Genomic DNA, 24,846 nt, shown 5'->3' on the forward strand with positions numbered 1-24,846 from the left:
CCGGTCCTTTCCTTCCGCTTCCGGACACGGCTCAGGCGGTGCGCAGCGCCTCGGGGCGGGCCAGGTTCTCGGCGAGGAACAGGTCGCGCAGCTTCGGGGTGAGCAGGCCGAGCTGCCGCAGGACGTGGATCACCTGCTGGAACAGCAGCTGCCGGTAGCCGAACATCATCGGGTCGGTCCGGGCGAAGGCCAGGCCCCGTTCGACGTCCAGGCCCATGTTCTCCCAGACCTCGCGCAGCAGGAACCGGCGGGACATCAGATGGACGGCCTCCAGCAGGAACGCCTCGCGCTCGTCGCGCTCCCGGGTCGTCATGTCGTTGTAGAGGCCGGTGAGCGAGACCACGCCGAAGCCGATGTGCCGGGCCTCGTCCTTGGCGATCATCCGGGTGATCGAGGTGATCAGCGGGTCGCCGAAGCCGCTGCTGGCGAGCCGGGTCGCGGCCAGGGCGAGCCCTTCCACGATGACCTGCATGCCGAGGTAGACGACGTCCCAGCGGGACTCGGCGAGCAGGTCGCGCAGCAGGGCCTTCAGACCGGGGTTGATCGGGTACGAGACGCCGATCTTCTCGTCGATGTACCGGGCGAACGCCTCGACGTGCCGGGCCTCGTCGGCGACCTGGGAGGCCGCGTACACCTTCGCCTCCAGGTCGGGGACGGTCTCCACCAGCCGGGCGGTGGTGACGAGGGCGCCCTGTTCGCCGTGCAGGAACTGGCTGACCATCCACGCCTGGTACTCCCAGCGGAAGCTGTTGAGCAGTTCGCGGGGGACGGGGCTGTTCTCGGAGACGACGAACGAGGCGAGGCCGGCGCTCTGGTCGTCGGAGAGGGGCGCGCCGAAGCGGACGTCGTAGCTCCAGTCGATGTACGTGTCGGCGTCCCACTGGTTCTGCTTGTTGCGCTGGTACAGCTTCCAGATGCGGCTGTCGCGCCCGTCGTAGTCCCAGGTGAGGCAGGCGCGGATGGAGGCGTCGACCTCCATCAGGTCCTCGCGGGCCCGGTCGAGGGTGAAGAGCGTCGAGTCGGCGGAGCCGTCCTCGGCGCGCGGAGGGGCCGAGCCCTCGAAGGAAACGTCGGTCATCGGGAACGCGATCCTTTCATCCACCGTGGCCCGTCGGCCCCGGCCCACACCCTCGCCCGCCCGAAGGCACCCGGCCAGGAAGGCCCTGGGCAATTTGCGGGCATCAACAGCTGCCGGTCGGTTGCCTGGTGGCCCGCGCGCCCGCGCGCCGAGCATGGGCGCTCCCGCCCCCGTGACCCGGTGGGCACACCTCCCACACCCTCATGGAGCTGTTCCTATGACGCTGGAGCACGCCCGTCCCACCCTCGCCACCGTCGCCTCCCTCGAACGGCTCCTCGGCGACCCGGTCGACGGCGAAGGGCCCTTCTCGTTCGCCGCGATCGTCCCGGCCGAGGAGCGGGACGAACTGCCCGACGGCGCGAAGAAGCTGTTGCTGGACTGGGGGTTCGCCGACTTCCTGGTGCCCGAGGGCGACGGCGGACGGCTGCGGAACCTGGAGTCGGCCCTGCTGCTGACCCGCACCCTGGCCCGGCGCAACCTCACCTTCTCCGTGCTGTTCGGCTCGACCCTGCTGGGCGCCGCGCCGGTGTGGCTGTGGGGCACCGAGGAGCAGCGCGCCCGGGTGGCCGCGGGGCTGGCCGCCGGGGCCATGGCCTGCTTCGGCATCTCGGAGCGCGACCACGGCAGCGATCTCGCGGCGAGCGGCACGACGGCCGTCTCGGACGGGGACGAGATCGTCCTCAACGGTGAGAAGTGGCCGGTCGGCAACGCGACCAGGTCGCGGTTCGTCAGCGTCCTCGCCCAGCACGACGGGCGCGGGCTCTCGCTGTTCCTGGTGGACAAGGAGCGGCTGGCGGACGGGGCGTGGACGAACACCCCGTTCGTGAAGGGCGCCGGTCTGCGCGGCCACGACCTGAGCGGGATCACGTTCCACGACGCGCGCGTCCCCCGCTCGGCACTGGTCGGCCGGCCGTACCGAGGGCTCGCCTCGGTGCTGAAGACCCTCCAGATCACCCGGACCGCCATCGGCGCGATGTCGCTGGGCACCATGGACTCGGCGCTGCGGATCGGGATGCGGTACGCGAACGAGCGGGTGCTGTACGGGTCGCCGGTCAAGGAGATCCCCGTGGTGCGGGAGCACCTGGTGGACGCGCATCTGGATCTCCTGATCGCCGAGTGCGTGGCGCTGCCCGTGGCGCGGGCCCTGTCGGTGGTGCCGTCCCGGATGAGCCTGTGGTCCTCGGTCGTGAAGTACCTGGTCCCGGTGATGGGCGAGGAGGTGCTGGACCACGTGGGCAAGGTGCTCGGGGCGCGCGGCTACCTGCGCGAGGGCGTCGCGTCCGGGGCCTTGCAGAAGCTGCGCCGCGACCACGCGATCACGACGGTCTTCGAGGGCACGACGCACGTCAATCTGCACAGCATCGCCACACAGCTCCCGACGGTCGCCGCCGTCGCGGACCGGCCGGCCGAGGGCGGCCGCGAGGTGCTGCGCGCCCTCTTCGACTGGTCGCGCGAGGCGCCGGTGTGGTCCCCGTCCGGCGACGCGCTCCAGCTCACCAGCGCCGCCCAGGACGAGATCACCCGGGGCTGGACGGAGGCCGTCGACGAGGCGTCCGTCGCCGCGAAGGAGCGCCTGGACGAGGAGTCGGCGGCCGGACTCTCCGACGTGCTGGCGGAGCTGACGGCACACCGGGAGGCCCTGTATGCCGAGGTGACCGGGGCGGGCCGGTCCCCGGACTCGGTGGCGGCGTCCCGTGCGGCGGCCCGGCACTGCGTGCTGCACGCGGCGGCGTCCTGCCTGTACGCGTGGCTGTACGGGGGTGAGCGGGAGGGGAGCGCGGTGCGCGGTGACGCATGGCTGATTCCCGCGCTCCAGCGCCTCGTACAGCGGCTCGAACCCGGCCGGCTGCCGGATGAGCGGCACCGGGAAGAGTTTGTGCGTCGTATGGAGGAAGTGTTGGCAAAGGGTGAAGACTTCTCGCTTCTCCCTACCCTCTCTTGACCCTCTTTTGACCGGCACTAGGCCAACCGTGCCGTCAAAAGAGTAGGACATATACGCATACACGCACCTACAGTCAACCCTTCACCGGAGCTACACTCCTGCGGGTCGAGGGGTCGAAGGACAGGGGCCCCATAGGGGTTGCGCGGCTGTGGCGTGACCCCTCGGTATGCGTTGTGGGGGACAACAATGCTGAGCAGACTGGGCTTCGAATCCCATGAAGAGGATGTGTACCGGCTCATCCTCGAGAACCACGGGCTGCGGCCGAGCGACGTGCGGCAGCGGCTGAACCTGACTGAGGATCAGGTGCAGCGCGCGGTCGACCAGTTGATCGACCGGAAACTCCTGGCGGTCCCGCGCCAGGACGAGCTGCGGCCCGTGGACCCGAACCTGAGCCTGTACTCCCTGTTGAGCGACCAGCTCACCGAACTGCACGACCGGCAGAAGGAGTACGAGCGCACCCGGGCGGACATCCGCGCGATGCTGGCGGAGTTCGGGCACCTGTACCCGTCGCGTTCCCAGCCGGACGCGGAGCGCCTGATCGGCATGGACTCCGTACAGGAGCGCATGCAGGACCTGGCGGACGCGGCGCGGCAGGAGTGCATGACGTTCAATCCGGGCGGCGGCCAGTCGGCCGAGAGCCTGGCCGCCAGCAAGCCGCTCGACAGCGACGTCATCGGGCGCGGGGTGCGGATGCGCACGGTCTACCTGGACAGCGTGCGCAACGACCCGACGACCGTGGAGTACGCCGGCTGGCTGACCGGCATCGGCGGCCAGGTCCGGACCGTGCCGGTGCTGCCGATACGGATGGCGGTGATCGACCGCGCGGTGGCGATCCTGCCCATGGACCCGGACCACACCCGCAAGGGGGCCGTCCAGATCAACTCGCCCGGGGTGGTGAAGGCGCTCGTGGAGCTCTTCGAACGGGTGTGGGCGGACGCGGTCCCGCTCGGCGACGGCCACGACCGCTGCGAGGAACTGGACGAGCACGGACTCGCCCGCCGCGAGCAGGAGCTGCTGCGGCTCCTCGCCCAGGGGCTCACCGACGCGGCCGCGAGCAAGAGCCTCGGCGTCTCGCTGCGTACGGTGCGCCGGATGACGGCCGACCTGAGCGAACGCCTCAACGCCCGGAGCCGGTTCGAGGCCGGTCTCCGGGCGGGGCAGCGCGGCTGGCTCTGAGCCAGGACGCCAGGACCTAGGCGGCGACCGTGCAGGCCGGCGCCGAGTCCCAGTTGAGGTTGCCGTCGGGCAGCTCCACGTCGAGGCCGAGGTCCAGGTCCAGGCCGCCCGGCACGGAGTCCCAGTTCAGGTTCCCGTCGGGCACCAGGTCCCAGTTCAGGTTGCCCTCCAGGGACGCGCCCGCGGCCTCGCAGCGCAGGGAGACCCCGGCGTCCGCGGGACCGGCGCCGGTGTCGGCCTGGGCGGTCGCGCCCAGGGAAGCGAATGAGAAAACAACCGCGGCGGTCGCGAAGCCCAGAATTCGACCAGCGCTGCTCATGTCTTTGTCCCCCAATTGTCATCCCCGCCCGCCCGGCGGTCTTGGGAACCGGGCGGCAGCGGGTAACTCTGCTCTGTCCGTGATCCATTCTGAGCGAAAAGGAGGCGGCGGGAAAGGTTTCCCGGTGGCAGGAAAAGACCAGCGGCAGCCTCATGCCACCCCGACCACCGGGCCGAACGTCACCGCAGATGGCGAGGGGTGCGGCGGGCCGGCGGGCCGGACCCGCGCCACACCGTTGGCACGGTGCTGCCACCGGGAAAATGCTGCCACCAATACCCCCTTCCGCGCGTGTGTTCGCATGAGCAGAATCCACCCGGCGGGGGTTTCTTCCATCATGTACGGACGGCCCCCCACCCGAAACGCCAACGTCAACATCTGGCCGGATTCCCTCCATCTCTCATTCGCCTCACCGGAATCCGGTCCGCTTCGAAGGGGGAACTTCCCGATGCGCCGCACCATGCTCAAGTCCAAGATCCACCGGGCGACGGTCACCGAGGCCGACCTGAACTACGTCGGCTCGCTCACCCTGGACCCCGTCCTCATGGAGGCGGCGGACCTGCTGGTCGGCGAGCAGGTGGCCATCGTGGACGTCAACAACGGCTCGCGCCTGGAGACCTACATCATCGAGGGCGAGCGCGGCTCGGGCGTCGTCTGCATCAACGGCGCCGCGGCGCGGCTGGTCGCCCCGGGCGACATCGTCATCATCATCGCCTACGGGTCGGTGGAGGAGGACGAGATCGGCAAGCGGGAGCCCCGCGTCGTCTTCGTCGACGAGAACAACCGCATCGCCCACGTCGGCAGCGACCCCGCCTCGTGATCCATTGACGCCGGACGCCCCCGGCCCCGGTCCGCTCCCGGGCGGACGGGGCGGGGCGTCACACCGCCACGGTCACGAGAAGCAATCGGGGGATCTGGAACATGATCGAGGCCATCGAACAGCCCATGTCCGCGACGCCGGACGTCCGCCGGCTGCGCCATCTGCTCGCCGAGCGAAGACAGGCGCGCGGCTGGACCCAGGAGGAGCTGGCGGAGCGCTCCGGGGTCAGCGTGCGCACCATCCGCAACATCGAGACCGGCTCCAACAAGCGGCCCCGCCGCGCCTCCGTCGACCTCCTGCTGGGCGCCTTCGGGACCTCGCTCGCCGAACTCGCCGGCGCCGAGGGCCTCCACCCCGGCCACGAGGTCACCCCGCTCCTCCTGCCCCGCCCGCGCGACGGCTCCGGGCACTGGCCGTACCCGGTCGACCCGGACCGCTGGCGCGGCCCCCGCCCGCTCACCGAGGCGATGGCCGGGCGCGACGACGACCTGCGCCACGTCCTGGGCACCATGCGCCGGGGCAGGCTGCTGGTCCTCACCGGACCGGGCGGCGTCGGCAAGACCCGGCTCGCCCTGACCGCCGCCGCCCGCCTCCAGGAACGCTTCCGCGACGGCGTCGGCGTGGTCGAACTCGGCCCCTGCACCCCCGAATCGGCGGACCCGGCCGCGGCGCGGGACCAGGTGCACCGGGCCGTGGACGCGGTCCTGGCGGACGCGGCCGCCCGCGAACCGGGCCGGGAGCTGGACCTGCTGCTCGTCGTGGACAACGCGGAACACGTCGTCGCGACGGTCTCCCGGCTCGTCCTGCGGCTCGTCGTGACGCATCCCGGACTGCGGGTGCTGATCACCTCACGCCGGCCGCTGGCCGTGCTCTCGGCCGACGTCTGGGAGGTGTCCCCGCTCCCCGCGGGCGAACCGAGCGCGGACGGGACGGCCCCCCACGCGGCCGACGGCTCCGCGGAGGACGGGGCGGCCCTGCCCGCCGCCGTCGAGCTGTTCCTGCGCCGCGCCAGGTCCACCGTGCCCACGCTCGACCTGGGCAGCCGGCTGCCGCAGGTGGCCGAGCTGTGCCGGCGCCTGGACGGGCTGCCGCGCGCGATCGAGGCGGCCGCGCACTGCATCCGGACCGTGTCGCTGGAGTCCCTGCTGTACAGCGGTCCCGCGCTGTACGTGTTCGACCGGTTCGACCTGTCGGCGGTCTCCCACCACAGGACCCTCGCGGACAGCGTGCGCTGGAGCTACGACCTGCTCACCGCCGAACAGCGGGACCTGCTGCACCACTTGGCGCGGTCCTTCGACTCGTTCACCGTCGAGGACGTGGTGAGCGACCATCCGGCGGGCGCCTGGACGGCGGGCAGCGTCGTCTGCGGCCTGGCCGAGCTCGCCGACGCCTCCCTGATCCGCGTGCACCGCGGCACCCGCTACGGCTACCGGGTCTACGGCTGGATCAAGGCGTACGTCGATGCGCTCGACCAGGAGTCCGGCCGCACGCTCGGCGCCTGACGGTCCTGCCGCCCACTCGCCCCCTCCCCCTCACCCCGCCCGCAGGGCCAGCGCCACCTGGTGGCCGCCGAAGCCCGACGCGTTGCTCAGCACGGCGGCGGGTCCGGCGGGCAGAGGGCGGGGGGCCGCACGGACCACGTCCAGCTCGATGGTCTCGTCCAGCTCCTCGACGTTGACGGTGGCCGGGGCCACTCGGTCCCGCAGCGCGAGCACCGCCGCCACCGCGGACAACGCCCCGGCGGCGCCCAGCAGATGGCCGGTCATCGACTTGATCGCCGACACCGGGACCCCGCCCGGCCCGAACAGCGCGCCGATCGCCCGGCTCTCGATCATGTCGCCGCCCGGGGTCGAGGTGGCGTGCGCCCCGACCTGGACCACGTCGGCGGTGGTCAGGCCACCGTCCGCGAGGGCCCGCTCCATCGCCCGGGCCAGGGACTTCCCGGTGGGCTCGGGCCGGGCCATGTGGTGGGCGTCCGCGCTCATCCCGGCCCCGGCGACCTCGCAGTAGATCCGGGCGCCCCGGGCCCGCGCGTGCTCGGCCCGTTCCAGGACCAGCACCGCGGCCCCCTCCCCCATGACGAACCCGTCCCGGCCCGCGTCGAAGGGGCGCGAGGCCCGCGCCGGGTCCTCGTTGCGCCGGGACAGCGCGGTCATGTTCGCGAACCCGGCCATCGCCAGCGGGTTGATCGCCGCGTCGCTGCCGCCGACCGCGACCACATCGGCGCGGCCCAGCCGGATCAGGTCGAGCCCGGCCGCCACGGCCTCGGCACCCGCGGCGCACGCGGTGGCCGGGGCCTGCGCGCAGGCTTGGGCGCCGATGGCCATGCTGGCTTGGGCGGCCGGGCTGTTGGCCATCAGCATCGGGACCGCGATCGGCGATACCCGCCGGGGCCCGCCCGTCCGCAGCACCTCCTCGCCCGCGAGGGCCGTGCCGAGCCCGCCGAACGCGGTGCCGACGACCGCCGCCGTCCGGTCGGCGTCGGGGCCGCCGTCCTTACCGGCCGGGGCGGAGAACCCGGCGTCCGCCCACGCCTCGCGGAGCGCGACGACGGCGAACTGCCCGGCCCGGTCCATCCGCCGCGCCTCGATCCGGTCCAGCGCGGACGACGGCTCGACGGCGGCCCGGGCGGCGATCCGCACCGGGAGGTCCTTGGCCCAGCGCCCGGTGAGCGCGACCGCGCCGCCGCGCCCGGCGAGCAGCGCCTCCCAGGTGGCCGGGGCGGTGCCGCCGAGCGGGGTGGTGGCTCCGAGGCCGGTGACCACGACGTCGTGCAGGGTGCGGGACATGGACTCGATACTCCTCAGCGGCGTACGAAAGCGGCGTACGAAGGGGACGGGGTGTTACGCGGTGGCGTCGACGAGGCTCTTGGGGCGCATGTCGGTCCAGTTGGCCTCGATGTACGCGAGCGCGGACGCGCGGTCGGACTCCGCGTGCGCCACGGTCCAGCCCGCCGGGACCTCCGCGAAGGACGGCCACAGCGAGTGCTGCCCCTCGTCGTTGACCAGGACCACGAAGGTCCCCTCCTCGTCGTCGAACGGATTCGCCATCACTGACTTCCTTCCTGGTGGTCCCGCACGGGAACGAGCACGGCGGCCAGGGCGGCCGGAGTGCGGTGGTGGTGGATCTGTACGAGGTCGGGCTCGACGCCCAGCACGGCCCGGGCGCGCCCGGCGAGCCGGAGCGCCCGCAGCGAGTCGCCGCCCGCGTCGAAGAAGTCCTCGTCGGCGCCGTGGTGTCCGCGCCCGAGCACCGAGGCGAACAGCGCGCACAGCGCCTCCGTCCGCGCGGAGGGCCCGGCGGCGGGCGCCGGCCGCTCGTCCGGCACGGCCCGCACGGCAAGCGCGGGCAGCGCGTCCCCGGGCAGCGCCCCCGTCGGGGTCTCCGGGTCCGTGGCGAAGGCGGTGAGCAGCGCGGTGAGCCGGTCGAGCACGGCGGCGGCCCGTCCGGCGTCCACCAGCTCGGCGCGGTGGCTGACCTCCAGGTACAGCCGGTCGCCGGGCACCGCCATCAGCTTGAGCGGGTAGTGGTAGGCGTCCCGGCCGTGGAAGTCCGCGACGCGCAGCCCGGCACCCGGCACGGCGGGCAGGGCGGACGCCCTCGGGTAGTTCTCGAAGACGATCGACGTGTCGTACAGCGGCCCCGCGCCCGCGAGGCGCTGCACGGCAGCCGGTCCGAGGTGGTGGTGGTCCGCCAGTTCGGCCTGCGCGGCCTGTACGCGTACGAGCAGGGCGCGCAGGGGTTCGGCGGGGTCGGCCGCCTCGACGCGGACCGGCACGGTGTTGATGTACAGCCCCACCATGTCCTCGATGCCGGGCAGTTCGGGCGGCCGGACGGAGACCGTCGCGCCGAACACCACGTCCCGGCGCCCGGTCAGCTCGGCGACGAGCAGCCCCCAGACGCCCTGGACCACGGTGTTCAGGGTCACCCCGGCCGTGCGGGCGGCGGAGGTGAGCGCGGCCGTGAGGTCCTGCGGGAGCTCGGCGGTGATCCGCTCGGGGAGCGTCGTGAGGGTGCCGGTGTCGTGGCCGGGGGCGATCAGGGACGGCCCGGGCAGGCCCTTGAGCGCGGTGCGCCACGCCTCGCGGGCGGCCTCGCGGTCCCGGCCCGCCAGCCAGGCGGCGTATTCCCCGGCGGGGACGGGCCGGGGCAGTGCGGCGGCGTCGCCGCCGTTCAGGTACAGCGTGAACAGGTCGCGCAGCAGCACCGAGGTGGACCAGCCGTCGGTCAGGATGTGGTGGCTGGTGAAGACGAGGGCGTGCCGGTCCGGCCCGGTCCTGAGCAGCGTGAAGCGCAGCAGCGGCGGGCGGTCCATGGCGAACCGGGCGCGCCGGTCGCGGGCGAGGAAGGCGTCCAGGCGGGGGCGCGGCGACGAACCGTCCGGGCGGGTCAGGTCCAGCTCCTCCCACGGGACTTCGACCCGTGCGGCGACGGCCTGGACGGGTTCGCCGGAGTCCAGGAGCGGGAAGCCGGTGCGCAGGGCCTCGTGCCGGTCGGTGAGGGCCTGGCAGGCGCGGCGCAGGGCCCCGGTGTCGAGGGCGCCTTCGAGTTCGGCGACGAGCTGGACGTGGTAGACGTCGGCGGCCCCGCTGTCGTACCGGGCGTGGTGCAGCAGTCCCTCCTGGAGCGGGGTCGCGGGCAGCAGCCCGGTGGGCGGGCCCGCGGGCCAGGTGGCCTCCAGGGCTTCCAGCTCGTCCTGCCCGATGTCCACCAGCGGCACGTCGGAGGGGGTGAGTCCGCCCGCTCCGGGGCGCGCGGTGCGGTCGACGAGGTCGCGGAGGGCGGCGAACCACGCCTCGCCGAGCCCCGCCGCGTCCGCCTCGGTGAGCAGGGCCCCGGGCCAGGACCAGGTCGCGGTGAGGCGGGGCCCGTCGGGCAGGTCGTGGGTCGCCGCGTTGACCTCGATGACGTGCGGCATGGGCAGCCCGGCGTCGGTCCCGGGCACCACGGCGTCCGCCTCGGCGGCGATGTCCCACACGCCTTCGCCGGGTCCGGAGATCCTGCCGAGGTAGTTGAAGCCGATCTGCGGGGCCGGGTGGGCGGCGAGGACACCGGCCGTGTCCGGGTTGAGGTGGCGCAGCAGCCCGTAGCCGATGCCGTTGCCGGGGATCGCCCGCAGCTGCTCCTTGACCCGCTTCACGGCCCGGTTCAGGTCGCCGGTCCCGGGGTCCACGCGGACCGGGTAGAGGCTGGTGAACCATCCCGCCGTGCGCGACAGGTCGAGGCCGTCCGCGATCTCCTCGCGGCCGTGCCCCTCCAGGTCCACGAGCACCCCGCCCTCGCCACCCGTCCCGCGCGCCCGGCGCCAGGAGCCGACCGCCAGGGCGAGGGCGGTGAGCAGGATGTCGTTGACCCCGGTCCGGTAGGCGGCGGGCACCGCGGTCAGCAGCGGTTCGGTGTACGCGGCCGGCAGGGTCAGGGTGAGCGAGCGGGCGGTCCCGTACACGTCCCGCGCGGGGTCGAGCGGGCGCGCGGCGAGGGCGGGGTCGCCGCCGGACAGGATCTCCTCCCACAGCGGCAGCCGGTCGGTGTGCCAGGGGTCGAGGGCCGCCGTGTGCAGCCGCTCGGACCAGGTGCGGAAGGACGTGTGCACGGGGTCGAGCGGGGCCGTACCGCCGTCGGCGGCGCCCTCCCACGCCCGGTGCAGGTCGGGGAGCAGGACGCGCCAGGAGACGCCGTCCACGGCGAGGTGGTGCACGGTCAGCAGGAGGCGCCCGTCGGCGCCGGGGCCCGCGTCGAACCAGACCGCATCGGCCGTGCGGCGCGCGGCCGGGTCGAGCCGGTCGCGCGCGGCGGCGGACTCCTCGGCGACGGCCGCCCGCAGCGCGTCCGGGCCGAGGCCGTCGACGTCACGGCGGCGCACCAGGTCCTCGGCGCGGACCGTGCCGGGCGCGGCGATGTCGAGGGCCCAGTCCCGGCCGTCCGGTCCGGTGGCGAGGCGGCGCACGCGGAGCGCGTCGTGCCGGTCCAGGAGCCCCTGGACCGCCCGGGCCAGCCGGCCGGTCGTACCGAGGTGCGGGACGCGGAGCAGGACCGACTGGTGGAAGCCGTCCGAGGGCCCGCCGCGCTCGCGGAGCCAGTGCATGACCGGGGTGGGCCGGAGCGGTCCGGTGCCCGCGTCCGGGTGCTCGGCCGGGCGGTCGGCGACCGTCCGGGCGACCCGGGCGAGCGCGGCGACGGTCCGGTGCGTGAAAACGTCCTTCGGAGTGATCACCAGGCCCGACTTGCGGGCCCGGGCGACGAGTTGGATGGAGACGATCGAGTCGCCGCCGAGGTCGAAGAAGCTGTCGTCCACGCCCGCCCCCGGCACGCCCAGCACCTCGGCGAACAGCGCGCACAGGGTCTCCTCCGCGTGCCCGGAGGGCGCCCGCCCGCCGGTCCCGGTCGCGGCGGCCGGGGCGGGCAGCGCGCGGCGGTCCAGCTTCCCGTTCGGCGTCAGCGGCAGCCGGTCCAGCCAGACGACGGCCCCGGGCACCATGTAGTCGGGCAGGGCCCCGGCCGCGTGCTCGGTGAGCGCGGCCGTACGCCGCCCGGCGTCCGGGTTCCCCGCGGCCACCACGTAGGCCACCAGGCGCTTCACGCCGGGCTGGTCCTCCCGGACCACGGTCGCGACCTGGGCCACGGACGGGTGGCCCGCCAGGACGGTGTCGATCTCGCCGAGCTCGACGCGCAGGCCCCGGATCTTGACCTGGTCGTCGCTGCGGCCCAGGTATGCGAGGACCCCGTCGGCCGTCCAGCGCACCACGTCACCGGTGCGGTACATGCGGGCGCCGGGCTCCCCGTACGGGTCGGCGACGAAGCGCTCGGCGGTGAGGACGGGCCGGTGCGCGTAGCCGTGGGCCAGCTGGGCGCCCGCGAGGTACAGCTCGCCGGGAACGCCGGGCGGCACGGGCAGCAGCGCCTTGTCGAGCACCAGCAGGCGGGTGTTCCACACGGGCCGGCCGATGGGCACGGACCCGGCCCCGGTGACCGGGCGGCACTGCCAGTACGTGACATCGACGGCGGCCTCGGTCGGGCCGTACAGATTGTGCAGTTCGGCGCCCTCCGGCCCGAGCAGGTCCAGGAAGCGGTTCTGGGTGGCGACGGGCAGCGCCTCGCCGCTGGAGAAGACGCGCCGCAGTCCGGTGCAGAGCGCGGCGGCGGGTTCCTGGAGGAAGACCTGGAGCATCGAGGGGACGAAATGCGCGACGGAGACGTTCTCGCGCCGGACCAGCTCCGCCAGATAGGCCGGGTCCTTGTGGCCGTCCGGGCGCGCCACGACCAGGGTGGCGCCGGTGTGCAGCGGCCAGAAGAACTCCCAGACCGAGACGTCGAAGCCGCACGGGGTCTTCTGGAGCACCCGGTCGCCGGGCCCGATCGGATAGCGGTCCTGCATCCAGCGCAGCCGGTTGACCACGGCGGCGTGCGGCACCATGACGCCCTTGGGCCGCCCGGTCGACCCGGACGTGAAGATGACGTAGGCGGCGCTCGCCCCCCGCGGCCCGTCCGGCGCCCCGGAGACGTCCTCCACCGGCTCCCCCGGCGCGTCCAGCAGCAGCCGGGGCGCGTCCGTCTCCGGCAGCGCGGCGGCCGTCGCGGTCTCGGTGAGCAGCAGCGCGGGGGCGGCGTCCTCCAGGAGCCACCCGATCCGCTCGGCGGGCAGGTCCGGATCGACCGGCACATAGGCGGCGCCGGCCGCCTGCACCGCGTGCAGGGCGACGACCAGGGCGGCCGACCGGGGCAGCGCGACGGCCACGGTGTCGCCGTGCCGGACCCCGTGCCCGCGCAGCCGTGCGGCCAGGGACCGGACCCGCTCGGCGGTCTCGGCGTACGTCAGGGTGGCGTCCTCGGCGACGAGGGCCAGCGCGTCGGGCGTACGGGCCGCCTGCTCGGCGAACATCCGGGGCAGGGTGGTGTCCTCGACCGGGTGCGCGGTGTCGTTCCAGGTGTCCAGCACCCGCTGCCGCTCGTCCGGGGTGAGCAGTCCGACGCGCCCCACCGGGGTGTCCGGGGCGGTGAGCCAGGCCTCCAGGAGGTGGCGGACCCGGGCGGCGACGCTCTCCGCGTCGGCCCGCTCGTACAGGTCCTGCCGGTAGTTGACCTCAAGGCGCAGCCGCCTGCCGGGGACGGCCATCAGGCTGAGCGGGTAGTGCGTGGACCCGGCCGACCCGTCGCCCTCGACGGCGGTCAGCCGCAGCCCTCCGGCCGGGGCGCGCACGTCGTCCCAGCTCATCGGGGCGTTCCCGAACGCCACGGAAGTGTCGAAGAGTTCGCCGAGCCCGGCCCGCCGCTGGATGTCGGCGAGGCCCACGTGGTGGTGCGGTTCCAGCGCCGACTGCTCCCGCTGGACGCGGGCGGCCAGCGCGCCCAGCGCCTCGTACGGGTCGAGCCGCACCCGGACCGGGGCTGCGTTGATGAGCAGGCCGACGATGTCCTCCACGTCGTCCAGCCCGGCCGGGCGGCCGGACACGGTCTGCCCGAAGACCACGTCCCAGCGCCCGGTCAGCCCGCCGAGGACCAGCGACCAGGCGGCCAGGACCACGGAGTTGAGGGTGAGCCCGGCCGCGCGGGCGGCGGCGGTGAGCGCCCCGGTGGTCTCCTCGGTCAGCTCGGCGGCGGCCATGCGGGGCATCGCGGCGCCCCCGGCCGCGTCAGCGCCGGGCGCGACGAGGGTGGGCTCCGCGAGCCCGGCCAGCGCCTCGGCCCAGGCGTCCTCGGACGCGGCCCGGTCCTGCCCGGCGAGCCAGGAGAGGTAGCGGGCGAAGGGCACCGCGGGCGGCAGCGCCCCGCCGTCGTCCCCGGCCGCGTACAGCACCAGCAGGTCGCGCAGCACGATCTGGAACGACCAGGCGTCGAGCAGGATGTGATGGTACGTCAGGATCATCACGTGCTCGTCGTCGGCGAGCCGGGCCAGGGTGAAGCGGATCAGCGGCGGGCGGCCCATGTCGAAGCCCCGGGCCCGGTCGTCGGTCCGGTAGCGGGCGAGCCGGCCCTGCTGCTCGTCCGCCGGGAGCCCGCTCAGGTCGAGGTCCGTCCAGGGCACCGCGGCCCGCCGCCGCACCAGCTGGACGGGCTCGCCCGTCTTCCGCTGCTGGAAGCCCGCCCGCAGCACCGGATGCCGCTCCAGGAGCGCCCCGCACGCGGCCCGCAGCCGGTCCGCGTCGAGCGCGCCGCTCAGCCCGAAGGCGACCTGGATCGTGTAGACGTCGACGCCCTCCTCGTCGTACAGGGCGTGGAAGAGCATCCCTTCCTGCAACGGCGACAGGGGCAGGGCCGCTTCTAGGGGCGACGGCTTCACTTCGGGCCTCCGGCGGGAGCGGGCGGGGTGGTCAGGCGGCGGCGGGGCGCGACGGCTTGGCCGCCACGAAGGCGGTGATCGCGTCGACGGAGCAGAAGTGCACTTCGTCCAGCTCGTCGGTGCCGACCTGGACGCCGAAGGCGCGCTCCACGTAGGTCACGAGCTGGATGGTGAACAGCGAGTTGGCGAGTCCCGCGCCGAAGATGTTGAGGTCGTCGGCGACGGGCGTCGCCAGCTCCTCGGTCAGATAGGCCCTCACCTGGGTACGGATGGCTTCGGTCTGCTCGGTCGTGGTCACCGTGGCGGTCCTTCCTGTGATGGATGTGCGGATACCGGCAGGACGCCGGCCAGTGCGGCGACGGTCGCCGCCGGTTCGGACTGCGGGAAGCCGTGCCCGCCGGGCAGCAGCGTCGTGGTGTGCTCCCCGGCCGCGCAGGCGCGCCACTCCTCGATCAGGGCGGGCGGTGCGAGCGTGTCGTCCACCCCGCCGAAGGCGTGGAGCGGGCAGCCGACCCGGACCGGCCCGGCCGTCCCGATCCGCTCGGCCAGCGCCAGGTCGGCGCGGACCGTGCGGAACACGTACGCGGCGTACGCGCCGCGCCGCAGCAGCTCCGGCGGCAGCCCGCCGATCCGGGTCAGCCAGGCGGCCAGCCGCTGGTCGTCGTACTCCGCGACCGAGGCCCCGGGCGGCCTGTGCGGCGCCCGAGAGCCGGACACGACGAGCGCGGCCGGTGCGGGCAGCCCCTCCCGGGCGGCCCGGACGGTCACCGCGTGGGCCAGCAGCGCGCCCAGGCTGTGGCCGAACAGGACGTACGGCACGTCGAGTTCGGGGCGCAGCCCGTCGAGCAGCAGGCGCGTCACGGTGTCCGGGTCGGGCGGCAGCGGTTCGGCGGTCCGGGGGCCCCGGCCGGGCAGCGCCACGGTGGCGATCTCGACACCGGGCGGCAGATGCGGCCGCCAGGCGGTGAACGCGGCGGGCCCCGCACCCGACTGCGGCAGGCAGATCACCCGTGTGCGCGGCCGGTCCACGGCACCGATCCGGCTGCCGATCCACGGGTTGTCCCCGGACCCGGTCATCAGGCCAGGTATCCGCTGAGCCGGTCGAGCATGGCCGCGGCGAGCCGGTCGCAGAAGGCGCCGGAGGTCCGGTCCGGGTGGTAGCCGATCACCAGCCGCCCGTGCTTCCCGGCGGCGGGCCAGACCTCGGCGTGCACCTCGCCGGAGACTCCGGGGTAGCGCGGCCGGAAGAACTGCGACGGCAGCCCCTTCAGGGCCAGTTCGCCGAGTCCGTTGTCCTGGAGCACGAACATCGTCTGGAACATCCGGTTGCGGTCGGTGGACTCCGTCTTCAGCTGGAGCCCGGCGATCTCGGAGATCGACAGGTCCTGCGCGGAGAACGCCTCCGCGACGGCCGCGGCGGTGGCGGCGATCGACGCGGCGGGCGAGGCGTCCGGGTCCGTCCTCGGCCGCAGCGGCAGGATGTCGATGAGGCAGCCCGCGGCCCGGCTGAGGACGCTGTTGCCTCGCCGGTTGACGGGCGTGCCGACGCCGAAGTCGTGCTCGCCGATGAGCTCCGCCATGGCCTGCCCGTACGCGCTCAGGTACACGGCGAACGGGCTGACGCCGTGGCGCTGCGCGAGCCCCCGCACCCCGTCGGCGAGCCCGGCGGGCAGCGGCAGGTCGGTCATCCGGCAGGGCGTCCCGCGCGGCGCCTCCGCACCGCCCGGGTATTCCAGCGGGGTCATGCCGTTGATCGTGCGCCGCCAGTACTCGCGCTGGGCGTCGAGGTCCACGTACGGCAGGTGCGCCTCCAGCGCCTCGGCCACCTCGCGCGGACCGGGGGCCGGCTCCAGGTCGGGCGTCCGGCCCTCGGCGTACGCGTTGTAGGCGGCCGACAGGTCGTGCGCCAGGACCTCGGACGAGCCGCCGTCGAACGCCACGTGGTGGACGGCGTACCCGAAGAGGGTGACGTGCGCCTGGCGCACCGCGACGAAGACCGGCCGCCACACGTCGCCCCGCACCAGCCGGAAGGGCTTGGCAAGTTCGCGCGCCAGGACGTCCCGCGCGTCCTCCTCGGTGTCCGCGAGGAAGGCGCCGAGCGGCGGGGCGGGCAGGTCGGCGGGGCGGACGTACGGCTGCTCCTGGAAGAGGTATTCGGCGCTGAGGTAGCGGTGCCTGCGGTGCAGGTACTCCACGGCGGCGGCCAGCGCGGCCCGGTCCGGGCGGCCCTCGATGCGCCAGCAGCGCACCGAGTGCAGCGACAGGTCGTCGGGCTTGAAGACGTGCTTCATGAACATGAAGGTCTGGGTCGGAGAGAGCGGGGCGCGCGTGTCGTCACCGGCCTCCGTGCCCCCGCCGGGCGCCGCGTGCGGCCGCCCGTCCGTGGCGTGGATCCACTCCGCGAGCCCGGCGGCGGTCCGCTGCCGGTAGATCTGCGAGATCGGCACCGGCCGCCCCAGCGCGTCGCCGAGCCGGGCGCAGATGCGGCCGATCTCCAGCGAGGTCACGCCGAGCGCGGTCAGCCCGGTGTCCCACGGCACGTCGTCGGCCGGCAGTCCGGTGACCCCGGCGAGCGCGGCGGCGACGGCCGCCCGGATCTCGGGCAGCCCCCGCCCCGCGACGTCCCCGCCCCGCTCCGGACGGCCGGGGTCACCGGCCGCCACCCCCTCCGCTGCGACGGCCGCCGCGAGCGGGACGACGGCGTGGGGGCCGGTGCTGGCGGGCATAGCGGGTCTCCTCTGTACGTCTGCCGGGGGGCGGGTCCCCGGCGATCCTGCCAACGCCCGGGAACGCCTTCCAGGCAGGAACCCGGCAACTGACGGCACGCGCCCAACGGCCCCGTACTGCCGGTTCGTTGCCTGGTCGGCGGCGTTTCGCCCCGGCAGCATCGAATGGGACCAGTGCGCGAACCCCGCCGCCGAAAGGAACCCCAGGGCATGCGACGTGACGGTACGGAGACGGGGCCGCCCCAGGACGATCCGCCCGTCGGCGCCCGGCCCTCGCTGTGGCGCAACCGGGACTACGTCGGCTGGTGGGCGGGGCACGGCCTCTCCGCGCTCGGCACCAGCGTCTCGAACATCGCCTTCCCGCTGCTGATCCTGTACGCCACCGGATCGGTCGCCCGGGCCGGGGTGATCACCGCCGCCACGATGGTCGGCACCCTCGCGACCACGCTCCTCGGCGGCGCACTCGCCGACCGGGTCTCCCGCCGGCTCATCCTGATCACCGGCCCCCTGGTGCAGGCGGCGGCGCTCGGCGCGGTCGCGTACGCGGTCCACCGCGGCGACGCGGCGGTGTGGCTGCTCTCCGCGCTCGCCTGCGTGGCCGGTGCCGCGTCCGGGATCACCTCGGGGTCGACGATCCCCTCGCTGCGCCGGATCGTGCCGAAGGAGCAGATCGGGGAGGCCACCGCCCGCTCGATGGGCCGGGACATGGCGGCCCGCGTCATCGGCGCCCCGCTGGGCGGGCTGCTGTTCTCGGCGGCGCGCTGGGCGCCGTTCCTGGCGGACGCGGTGTCCTTCCTCTTCGCGTCCCTGGGCGCCGCGCTCATCCGCCGCCCGCTCGGCCCGGACCGGGAGCCGGGGGCGGAGCGCCCCGGCATCGGCCGGGACGTGGTGGCCGGTTATCGCTTCGTCCGCGACCACGCCTATCTGCGGTTCACGGTGATCTGGATGGCGCTGCTCAACGCGGTGGCCCAGGGCTTCTTCCTGCTGCTGATCGCCCTCGTGAAGCACCGCGGCGGCGACCCGCAGACCATCGGCTTCGTCAACGCGACGGCCCTGGTCGGCGGGGTCGTCGGCGCGGTGATCGGCCCGCTCCTGCTGGCCCGGGTCCGCGCCCGGACCGCCCTGCTGGTCTCCGCCTGGGTCTTCGTGGAGTCCTTCGCCGTGGTCGCGCTGGTCCCCGAGCCGTGGCAGATCGGCGCGGTGCTCCTGGTGGCGACGGCCGCGATGGTCCCGCTGAACGTGATCCTGGAGACGTACGAGGTCCGGCTCGTCCCCGACGAGTACAGCGGCCGGGTCTCCGCGGTGAGCCGCTTCGGCATGCAGGCCCTGCAATGGACGGGCCCGCTGGGCGCCGGTTTCCTGGGCGACCGGATCGGGGTGCAGGGCGCGGTGCTGTTCCTCATGGTGCTGATGGCCGCGCTGGCGGTCACCCTGCACCTGACCCGCTCGCTGCGGGTGCTGGACGGCCCGGTGGACGCGGTGGAGGAACTGCCGGTGCCAGGGGCGCGCGAGGAGGCGGGGGTCTGAGGCGTCGGGGGTCCGGGGCGTCGAGGTCCGGGGCGGGCCTCAGTCCCGGTCGAGCGCCCAGGTCTGCAGGGCGTACGGACGCCCCTTCTCCTCGCCCTCGATGAGCGGTACGCCGAGCAGCCGGAAGCCGTTCGCGGTGGCGACGGCGACGCTCGCCGCGTTCTCCGCCTCCAGTTCCAGGATGACCCGGTCGACGCCCAGCTCCTCGAAGGCGTACGCGGCCATCACCCGCACCGCCCGCCCGGCGAGCCCCTGCCCGCGGTGGGCGGGGCCGACCGCGTAACCCAGCTCCGTGCCCTCGGGGGCGCGCCGCAGCATGACCTCGCCGAGCGGGGCCCCGCCGTCGAGCGTGATGGCGAGCAGGACGGCCGTGCCGTCCGCCCGCAGCTGCCGGGCCTTCACCAGCCGCGTGCGGGCGGCCTCGGCGTCGAAGGGCGAGACGATCGGCGTCCAGTACGCGATGTCCGGGTGGTCGAAGAGCTCCGGCATGGCGGCGAGGTCGTCCTCGGCCCAGTCGCGCAGGACGAGCCCCTCGCCCGTGAGCTCGATGTGCTGGGGGAAGGGGGGCGTGGCGCTGCTGGTCATGGTGGGGACCCTATCCGGGCGCTCCCCGGACACCAAGGCGTTTGTGCCGCCCCGGTCCGCTCACCCCAGGGCCCGGTCCAGGAGTTCGGCCCACTGGGCGACCACCTTGCGGCGGCGGGCGGTGTCGTCGGTGAGGACGTTGGCGAGGCCGAGCCCCCGGGCCATGTCGAGCAGCCCCTGCACGGTCTCGCGCACCCCGGGCCGCTCCTCGTCGGCGCGCAGGAGGTGGACGGCGATGCGGTGGGTCTCGCGGCCGACCCGGGCCTCCAGCTCCGTCACGCGGGGCCGCAGTTGCTCCTCGTTGGACGCGGCGACCCAGAGCTGGAGGGCGGCGCGGAAGAGGGGGCCGGTGTAGAGGTCGACCAGGGCGGCGACGACGGCGGCCCGGTCCTGGTCGGGGACGGCGCGCAGGGCGGCGGAGCGTTCCTCGGCGACGTATTCGACGGCGGCGGTGAACAGGTCCTCGCGGGTGGGGAAGTGGTGCTGGGCCGCGCCCCGCGAGACCCCGGCCCGTTCCGCGACGACGGCGACGGTGGACCCGGCCCAGCCGTGCTCGGCGAGGCAGGCCACGGCGGCCTCCAGGAGACGGCGGCGGGTGGCGCGGCTGCGGTCCTGTTTGGGGCCCGGGCCGGTGGAGCCCGGAGTCACAACGCCCATGCGGGGTCCCGTCGTTCGAGGAAGGCCGTCATCCCCTCCCGGGCCTCCTCGGAGGCGAAGAGCCGGGCGGAGCGGGCGATGAGGTCTTCGGCGTGCTGGTCGAAACTCTGCAGCACAGTAGCCGTGACCAGCGCCTTGGAGGCCGCCAGCCCCTGCGGGGAGGCCCGCCGCAGATCGTCCAGTACGCCGTCGACCGAACCGTCCACGTCGTCGGCGGCCATCGTGACCAGCCCGATGCGCTCGGCCTCGTCCGCGTGGAACTTCTCGCCGGTCAGGTAGTAGCGGGCGGCGGCGCGCGGGTCGATGCGCGGGAGCAGCGGCATCGAGATCACGGCGGGCGCGAGCCCGAGCCGGGACTCGGTGAGCGCGAAGGTCGCCCCGGCCCCGGCCACGGAGATGTCGCACGCCGCGAGCAGCCCGAGCCCTCCGGCCCGGACGTGCCCGGTCACCCGGGCCACCACGGGCTTGGGCAGCGCGACGATCCGCCGCATCAGCGCCACGAAGTCGTGCGGATCGGCCGGGGCGCGCAGATCGGCGCCCGCGCAGAAGGTGCCCCCGGTGTGGGTGAGCACGACGGCCCGCACGGCCGCGTCGGCCGCGCACGCGTCCAGCGCCTCCGCCAGCCCGGCGACGAGCCCGGCGCTGAGCGCGTTGCGATTGCCGGGCGAGTCGAGCGTCAGGGTGGTGACGCCGCGCGTGTGGGCGGGCGGTGCGAGCGGGCTCATCCGCGGTCTCCTTCTCTGCCGGCCGTCGCGTCGAGCGTGGCAGCAGCCACCGGAACAATCAAGCGCGCTTGCATGATTCTGCTCAGCGGGGCCCCTCGGAGAACGGCGAGAGCGAGGTGCCTCCTTCCGTGGCGATGCCGTGGACGTCGTCCATGGTGAGGCCCTGCTCCTGCGTGCGGTCGCCCGCGAAGAACAGGACGCGGCGCGACCGCCCCATGCGCTCGAAGCGCTTGATGATCTCCTGTGCGAGGCCGGGGAGCGCGTCGGCGGATGCCGAGAGGGCGCCGAACGTGCCCTCGTGGAAGTCTCCGGTGCGCGGGTCGCGCAGCGTGGCCCAGCTGCCCCGGAGGGGCAGGATCTGCAGCAGGTAGGTGTACGTCCCCGGGGCGGACGCGGCGTGCGGAGCGGCCGGTGGGACGCGCCCGGGGCTCTTCCGGACCGGCACGAGCAGGTAGTCGCCGTCCCCCGCGGGACCGGCCAGGATGTGCATGCGCCTGGAGCGCCCCCAGGAGTCGGGGGCCAGCGCGCCTTCGCGTTCCAGGTCGAGCAGCACGGACTGGGCGAGGGCGTCGCGGGTCGCGTGGTCGCCCATGGTGCGGGGGCGGGCCCCGCGGATGTGGAGGAGGGGCGCGTCGTCGGGGAGGAGGGGGAGGAACCGGGTCACCACGGCGAGGGCGTCGTCCGTCGTCGGACGGATGGGGCCGTCCCGTACGACGAGTACGCCCTCGATCGCGTTCGGGTCCATGGGGGTGACGTCGGAACGGCCGGTGGGGAGGACCGGCACGGTCAGCTCCCGGCCGTCGCAGGCGGTGTTCGCGCAGGAGCCCGCGACCACTTCGGCCTGGTCGACGGAGGCCGTGTACGAGGTCGGCCTCTGCGCCTTCAGGCAGTCCCTGCACAGCGTGTACCGGCACTTCTGGCACTGGATGCCGATGGGGTTCGTCGGCTGGAACTGCACATCGTTGCCGGCGAACAGGACCGCGTGCGTCGAGTACCAGCGGGCGTCGCAGGCCGAGCAGGCCGTCGTGATCGGCGCCAGCAGCGCGCTCCACTGCTGCGTCTCGGTCGGGGGCTCGATGGACGTCAGCCGCCCCGTACGGCTCTGGGCCAGCACCGAGAGCGCCACGTACAGTCCGTCGAGGTTCTCCGGATCACGGCGCAGCCGGCGCAGGACTTCGTCCAGCGCCGTACGGTGCCGTCCCTCCGTCAGCAGATCGCCCACCGTGCGCCGCAGGTCCGTCAGGCGCGGGCTTCGTTTCCATTCCGCCAGGTCGAACCGCCGCATGGCGGTCACCGCCAATCCGCTAGTTCGGTTGCTTCCGCATGCCGGCCGGCCCTGGTCAGCGCCTGCACCGCCGTCTGCCGCGCGGTCTCGAAGAGAGCGTCGGGCAAGGGCGTCGCCAGCAACCGGTTGAGCCGGCTGATGGCCTCGTCGAGCCGGCCGAGCCGGATCAGCACCTGGGCCAGCGACAGTGATCTGCGCTGCTGGTCGATCTGGGGCAGCGGAGTCTCCGGGGCCTCGACCGGCGGTCTCCGGAGCGCTCGGGCCAGCATCTCGGCGACCATGGTGAACGACTGCGGGCGCTCCGACAGGTGCTGCTGCAGGCAGCTCGACAGAAGGATGCTGACGCCCTCGCCGGGCGGGGTGACGGGCACCTGGGTCAGCTCGGACTGCCCCCAGTAGTAGAGCTCGCTCTGCCGTTCACCCGGGCCCGGGGACGCGTAGTAGTCCAGTAGCTGCGCCCGCTGGGCGACCGGGTCGCGTGCCAGGGCGAAGGGGTAGGGGAGCCTGCCCGTGCACGCCTCGTACAGGAGCACGCCGAAGGAGAAGATGTCGGCGCGGGTGTCGCAGGGCTCCCGCCGCAGCACCTCGGGCGCCGCGTACGCCCACGTGCCGCCCCGCGCGCCCGCGTAGCGTCCGTCCTGGATGCGCACCCGCTGGGCCAGGCCGAAGTCCGCGACCTTGGCGTGACCGTTCCCGTCGATGAGTACGTTCAGCGGTTTGAGGTCGAGGTGGGCCACCTCGACGATGCGGGACAGATGCGCCATTCCGGCGCACACCTGCTGCAGGATTCCGGCGAGCGAAAGCCCGGGGCCCAGCCTGATCAGGTCGGCCAGGGTCGAGGGCGCGTAGTCGAGGACGATGCCCTGCTGCCCGCGTACATCGATGACCCCGAGCGTGGTGACGGTGTGCCGGTGGGGTTCGAGCCCGAGCAGCATCTCCAGTTCCTCGTCGCCGACGAGTGCGCCGGACAGCGGGACCTTGATCGCGCGGCGCCCGCCGCGTTCGAGGTCGTCGACGATGAGGACCCACGCCTGCCCGCCGCGGCGGATCTCCGCCACCGCCCAGCGGTCGGACAGCACCTCGCCGATGGCGGCGGGCGCGCCGGAGAGCGGTGGAGGTGGCTCGTACGGTCCGGCGGCCGTCAGGTCCGTGTCGGAATCGGCGTCCAACTGGTTGATCACCCCTTCATTCAGGCGCCTCCGGCGTCACGTTGGCGTTCGGGTCGAACAGGTCGGGTGCGGAGAACTCGACCAGCATCGTGCCGCTCCCGACGCTCAGCCGGTCCTTGTCCCCGACCGGGCAGGAGTCCCCCTTGGCGAGCTTCAACTGACGTGTGGCGCCCGCCAGGTAGGCGGGGTGCGAACCCAGGTGCTGGTAGGTCAGGGTGGCACCGATCAGCGAGAGGTGCCCGTGGAAACGGCTGTCGCGGTGGTCCGGCAGATACACCCGGTTGTGTACGTTGCGGCCGAACGAGACGGTGAAGTCATCTGATTCCAGGATGAGTTCAGCCGTTCCGTCGCGCAACCAGGACAGCCGGAGCGTGCCGTCGGCGTGCCGGTGGGCGGGGGCGGCCAGGCGCAGCCGCCCGGGCGCGAGCGCGACGAGTTCCGAGGCGGGGGCGAGCAGCACGGAGTCGCGGTTCCAGCTGGCCGAGTTGAGGCGGGCCGACACGATGCCGATGACGCTGCCCGTGCCGGTGAGCAGCACGGGTGCGCCGCTCATGCCCGGCTGGGCGTGCCGGCAGCTCACCTTCACCCAGGTCCGGCCGTTCTGCGCCGTCGTGCCGACGTAGTGGCCGACGCCGGAGTCGTGGTCGCGGGACGCGGCGAAGCCGCGGAGGTGGACCGGGTCGCCGGGGGTGGCGTTCGTGTGCGGGGTGAGCGTCATCGGGTCCCAGTCACCGGCTTCGCGTACCTGGATCAGCGCCACGTCGGCCGCGCCGTCCGAGGGCGGCGAGCAGTCCACGGGGAACGAGAATCCCGGCGCGGCGATCGGCTCGAAGGTCCACCGCGCGGCCTCGTGCGACGCCAGGACGTGGGCGGCCGTCGCGGCGAGGCCGTCGGCGGTGAGCACGACCGCCGTCGCGACGGGCTCGCCGTCGCGCACCAGCCTTCCGATGGGGTCCACGGCGGCGCCTCAGGCCGGGAACAGCCGGTTGGCCAGTTCGAGCAGGGGGTCCTGGCCGGTCCGGCGGTCGGCGGACAGTTGTTCCGTGTCCGGGCCGCTGCCACCGGGAGCACGGGACGCCTGGACCGCCGCCGCCAGCCGGTGCCCGTTGAGGGCCGCCGTCTCGTTGGCCTGCGCACGGGACTCGGCGGCCTCGGTGCGGGCCGCCAGATCCGCCACCCGCTGCCGCTGCACCGTCGTGCCGAACAGGGCACCGATGGCCGCGAACGCGACGGCCTCCACCGAGCCGAGGACGATGAGCAGACGCGACCAGGCGACTTCGCTCGCGTCGGTGTGGAACGCCAGCCAGGCGAGCAGCCCGAGCCACAGCACGATGACCGTGACCGCGACGACGAGCGCGACCCCGACGAGCGGCGTGCCCGGCGCTGCGGCATCCGTCGTCCCGGCGCCCGTGTCGACAGCCGGATTCTCGGTATCGGACATGTGCCCCCCCTGCGTACGGACGCCTGATCGTCACCATGGTGCGCGAAATGGGCCTGGGGCGCCTGCGATTCCGGCGACTTGAAGCCCAAACGCCGTCAACGGTGTTGGTTTCAGGCGCAGTT

The 24,846-nt window shown here is 74.1% G+C and carries 20 protein-coding genes; 5 read left to right on the plus strand and 15 right to left on the minus strand.

Features of this window, described 5'->3' with window-relative positions:
- Window positions 1-31 precede the first annotated feature (31 nt).
- Window positions 32-1,078 carry a ferritin-like domain-containing protein gene (locus tag AB0L33_RS08465; protein ID WP_365678913.1) on the minus strand — a complete coding sequence of 349 codons (1,047 nt, stop codon included), beginning with the start codon at window positions 1,076-1,078 and terminating at the stop codon, window positions 32-34.
- A gap of 217 nt (window positions 1,079-1,295) precedes the next feature.
- On the opposite strand from AB0L33_RS08465, the gene AB0L33_RS08470 reads away from it, so the two are divergent.
- Together AB0L33_RS08470 and AB0L33_RS08475 are read left to right on the plus strand one after the other, a co-directional pair.
- A complete protein-coding gene (locus tag AB0L33_RS08470; RefSeq protein WP_365678914.1) occupies window positions 1,296-3,020 on the plus strand; it encodes an acyl-CoA dehydrogenase family protein in 1,725 nt (574 codons plus the stop codon).
- Window positions 3,021-3,206: 186 nt separating this feature from the next.
- The gene (locus AB0L33_RS08475) at window positions 3,207-4,196 is read left to right on the plus strand and encodes a helix-turn-helix transcriptional regulator (protein WP_365678915.1); all 990 of its coding nucleotides are present in this window, start codon (window positions 3,207-3,209) and stop codon (window positions 4,194-4,196) included.
- 16 nt (window positions 4,197-4,212) lie between these two features.
- Here AB0L33_RS08475 and AB0L33_RS08480 read toward each other — a convergent pair whose 3' ends face one another.
- A complete protein-coding gene (locus AB0L33_RS08480) occupies window positions 4,213-4,515 on the minus strand; it encodes a hypothetical protein (protein ID WP_365678917.1) in 303 nt (100 codons plus the stop codon).
- A gap of 445 nt (window positions 4,516-4,960) precedes the next feature.
- On the opposite strand from AB0L33_RS08480, the gene panD reads away from it, so the two are divergent.
- Both panD and AB0L33_RS08490 read left to right on the plus strand, forming a co-directional pair.
- Window positions 4,961-5,332 carry an aspartate 1-decarboxylase gene (panD, locus tag AB0L33_RS08485; RefSeq protein WP_365678919.1) on the plus strand — a complete coding sequence of 124 codons (372 nt, stop codon included), beginning with the start codon at window positions 4,961-4,963 and terminating at the stop codon, window positions 5,330-5,332.
- Between the two features lie 101 nt (window positions 5,333-5,433).
- Complete coding sequence (locus AB0L33_RS08490) at window positions 5,434-6,834, plus strand: helix-turn-helix domain-containing protein (protein WP_365678921.1); 1,401 nt, start codon at window positions 5,434-5,436, stop codon at window positions 6,832-6,834.
- Window positions 6,835-6,864: 30 nt separating this feature from the next.
- Here the strand turns inward: AB0L33_RS08490 and AB0L33_RS08495 are convergent, their stop codons facing one another.
- From AB0L33_RS08495 to AB0L33_RS08520, 6 genes are read right to left on the minus strand one after another with little or no spacing between them, the layout of a single operon-like run.
- Complete coding sequence (locus tag AB0L33_RS08495; RefSeq protein ID WP_365678923.1) at window positions 6,865-8,121, minus strand: beta-ketoacyl-ACP synthase II; 1,257 nt, start codon at window positions 8,119-8,121, stop codon at window positions 6,865-6,867.
- A gap of 54 nt (window positions 8,122-8,175) precedes the next feature.
- Window positions 8,176-8,382, minus strand: coding sequence for an MbtH family protein (locus AB0L33_RS08500; protein ID WP_365678925.1), 207 nt, complete (start codon window positions 8,380-8,382; stop codon window positions 8,176-8,178).
- Window positions 8,382-14,609 carry an amino acid adenylation domain-containing protein gene (locus AB0L33_RS08505; protein ID WP_365678927.1) on the minus strand — a complete coding sequence of 2,076 codons (6,228 nt, stop codon included), beginning with the start codon at window positions 14,607-14,609 and terminating at the stop codon, window positions 8,382-8,384. Before AB0L33_RS08505 ends, AB0L33_RS08500 begins: the two co-directional genes overlap by 1 nt.
- 31 nt (window positions 14,610-14,640) lie before the next feature.
- Window positions 14,641-14,907, minus strand: coding sequence for an acyl carrier protein (locus AB0L33_RS08510; protein WP_365678928.1), 267 nt, complete (start codon window positions 14,905-14,907; stop codon window positions 14,641-14,643).
- Window positions 14,904-15,686: an alpha/beta fold hydrolase gene (locus tag AB0L33_RS08515; RefSeq protein WP_365678930.1), complete on the minus strand. Its 783-nt coding sequence runs from the start codon at window positions 15,684-15,686 to the stop codon at window positions 14,904-14,906. The genes AB0L33_RS08510 and AB0L33_RS08515 overlap by 4 nt, the downstream gene beginning before the upstream one ends.
- Window positions 15,686-17,335, minus strand: coding sequence for a condensation domain-containing protein (locus tag AB0L33_RS08520; RefSeq protein ID WP_365678931.1), 1,650 nt, complete (start codon window positions 17,333-17,335; stop codon window positions 15,686-15,688). Before AB0L33_RS08520 ends, AB0L33_RS08515 begins: the two co-directional genes overlap by 1 nt.
- A 210-nt stretch (window positions 17,336-17,545) precedes the next feature.
- Here AB0L33_RS08520 and AB0L33_RS08525 point away from each other — a divergent pair, with 210 nt between their 5' ends.
- Complete coding sequence (locus AB0L33_RS08525) at window positions 17,546-18,862, plus strand: MFS transporter (RefSeq protein ID WP_365678933.1); 1,317 nt, start codon at window positions 17,546-17,548, stop codon at window positions 18,860-18,862.
- A gap of 39 nt (window positions 18,863-18,901) precedes the next feature.
- On the opposite strand, the gene AB0L33_RS08530 is transcribed toward AB0L33_RS08525, so the two are convergent.
- The 7 genes from AB0L33_RS08530 to AB0L33_RS08560 form a co-directional block, all read right to left on the minus strand.
- A complete protein-coding gene (locus AB0L33_RS08530; RefSeq protein ID WP_365678935.1) occupies window positions 18,902-19,447 on the minus strand; it encodes a GNAT family N-acetyltransferase in 546 nt (181 codons plus the stop codon).
- Between the two features lie 60 nt (window positions 19,448-19,507).
- Entirely contained in the window at window positions 19,508-20,104 is a 597-nt protein-coding gene (locus tag AB0L33_RS08535; RefSeq protein ID WP_365678937.1) for a TetR/AcrR family transcriptional regulator, read from the minus strand.
- Window positions 20,092-20,829 carry an enoyl-CoA hydratase family protein gene (locus tag AB0L33_RS08540; RefSeq protein ID WP_365678939.1) on the minus strand — a complete coding sequence of 246 codons (738 nt, stop codon included), beginning with the start codon at window positions 20,827-20,829 and terminating at the stop codon, window positions 20,092-20,094. The genes AB0L33_RS08535 and AB0L33_RS08540 overlap by 13 nt, the downstream gene beginning before the upstream one ends.
- An 82-nt stretch (window positions 20,830-20,911) precedes the next feature.
- On the minus strand, window positions 20,912-22,114 hold the full coding sequence (locus AB0L33_RS08545; RefSeq protein ID WP_365679436.1) for a hypothetical protein: 1,203 nt from the start codon (window positions 22,112-22,114) through the stop codon (window positions 20,912-20,914).
- A gap of 5 nt (window positions 22,115-22,119) precedes the next feature.
- The gene (locus tag AB0L33_RS08550) at window positions 22,120-23,283 is read right to left on the minus strand and encodes a protein kinase (RefSeq protein WP_365678941.1); all 1,164 of its coding nucleotides are present in this window, start codon (window positions 23,281-23,283) and stop codon (window positions 22,120-22,122) included.
- Between the two features lie 16 nt (window positions 23,284-23,299).
- Complete coding sequence (locus tag AB0L33_RS08555; protein WP_365678943.1) at window positions 23,300-24,241, minus strand: trypsin-like peptidase domain-containing protein; 942 nt, start codon at window positions 24,239-24,241, stop codon at window positions 23,300-23,302.
- A gap of 9 nt (window positions 24,242-24,250) precedes the next feature.
- The gene (locus AB0L33_RS08560; protein WP_365678945.1) at window positions 24,251-24,724 is read right to left on the minus strand and encodes a hypothetical protein; all 474 of its coding nucleotides are present in this window, start codon (window positions 24,722-24,724) and stop codon (window positions 24,251-24,253) included.
- Between the last annotated feature and the right edge of the window lie 122 nt (window positions 24,725-24,846).

Origin of the sequence: Streptomyces sp. NPDC052299 (assembly GCF_040679335.1) — a bacterium.
GTDB lineage: Bacteria > Actinomycetota > Actinomycetes > Streptomycetales > Streptomycetaceae > Streptomyces.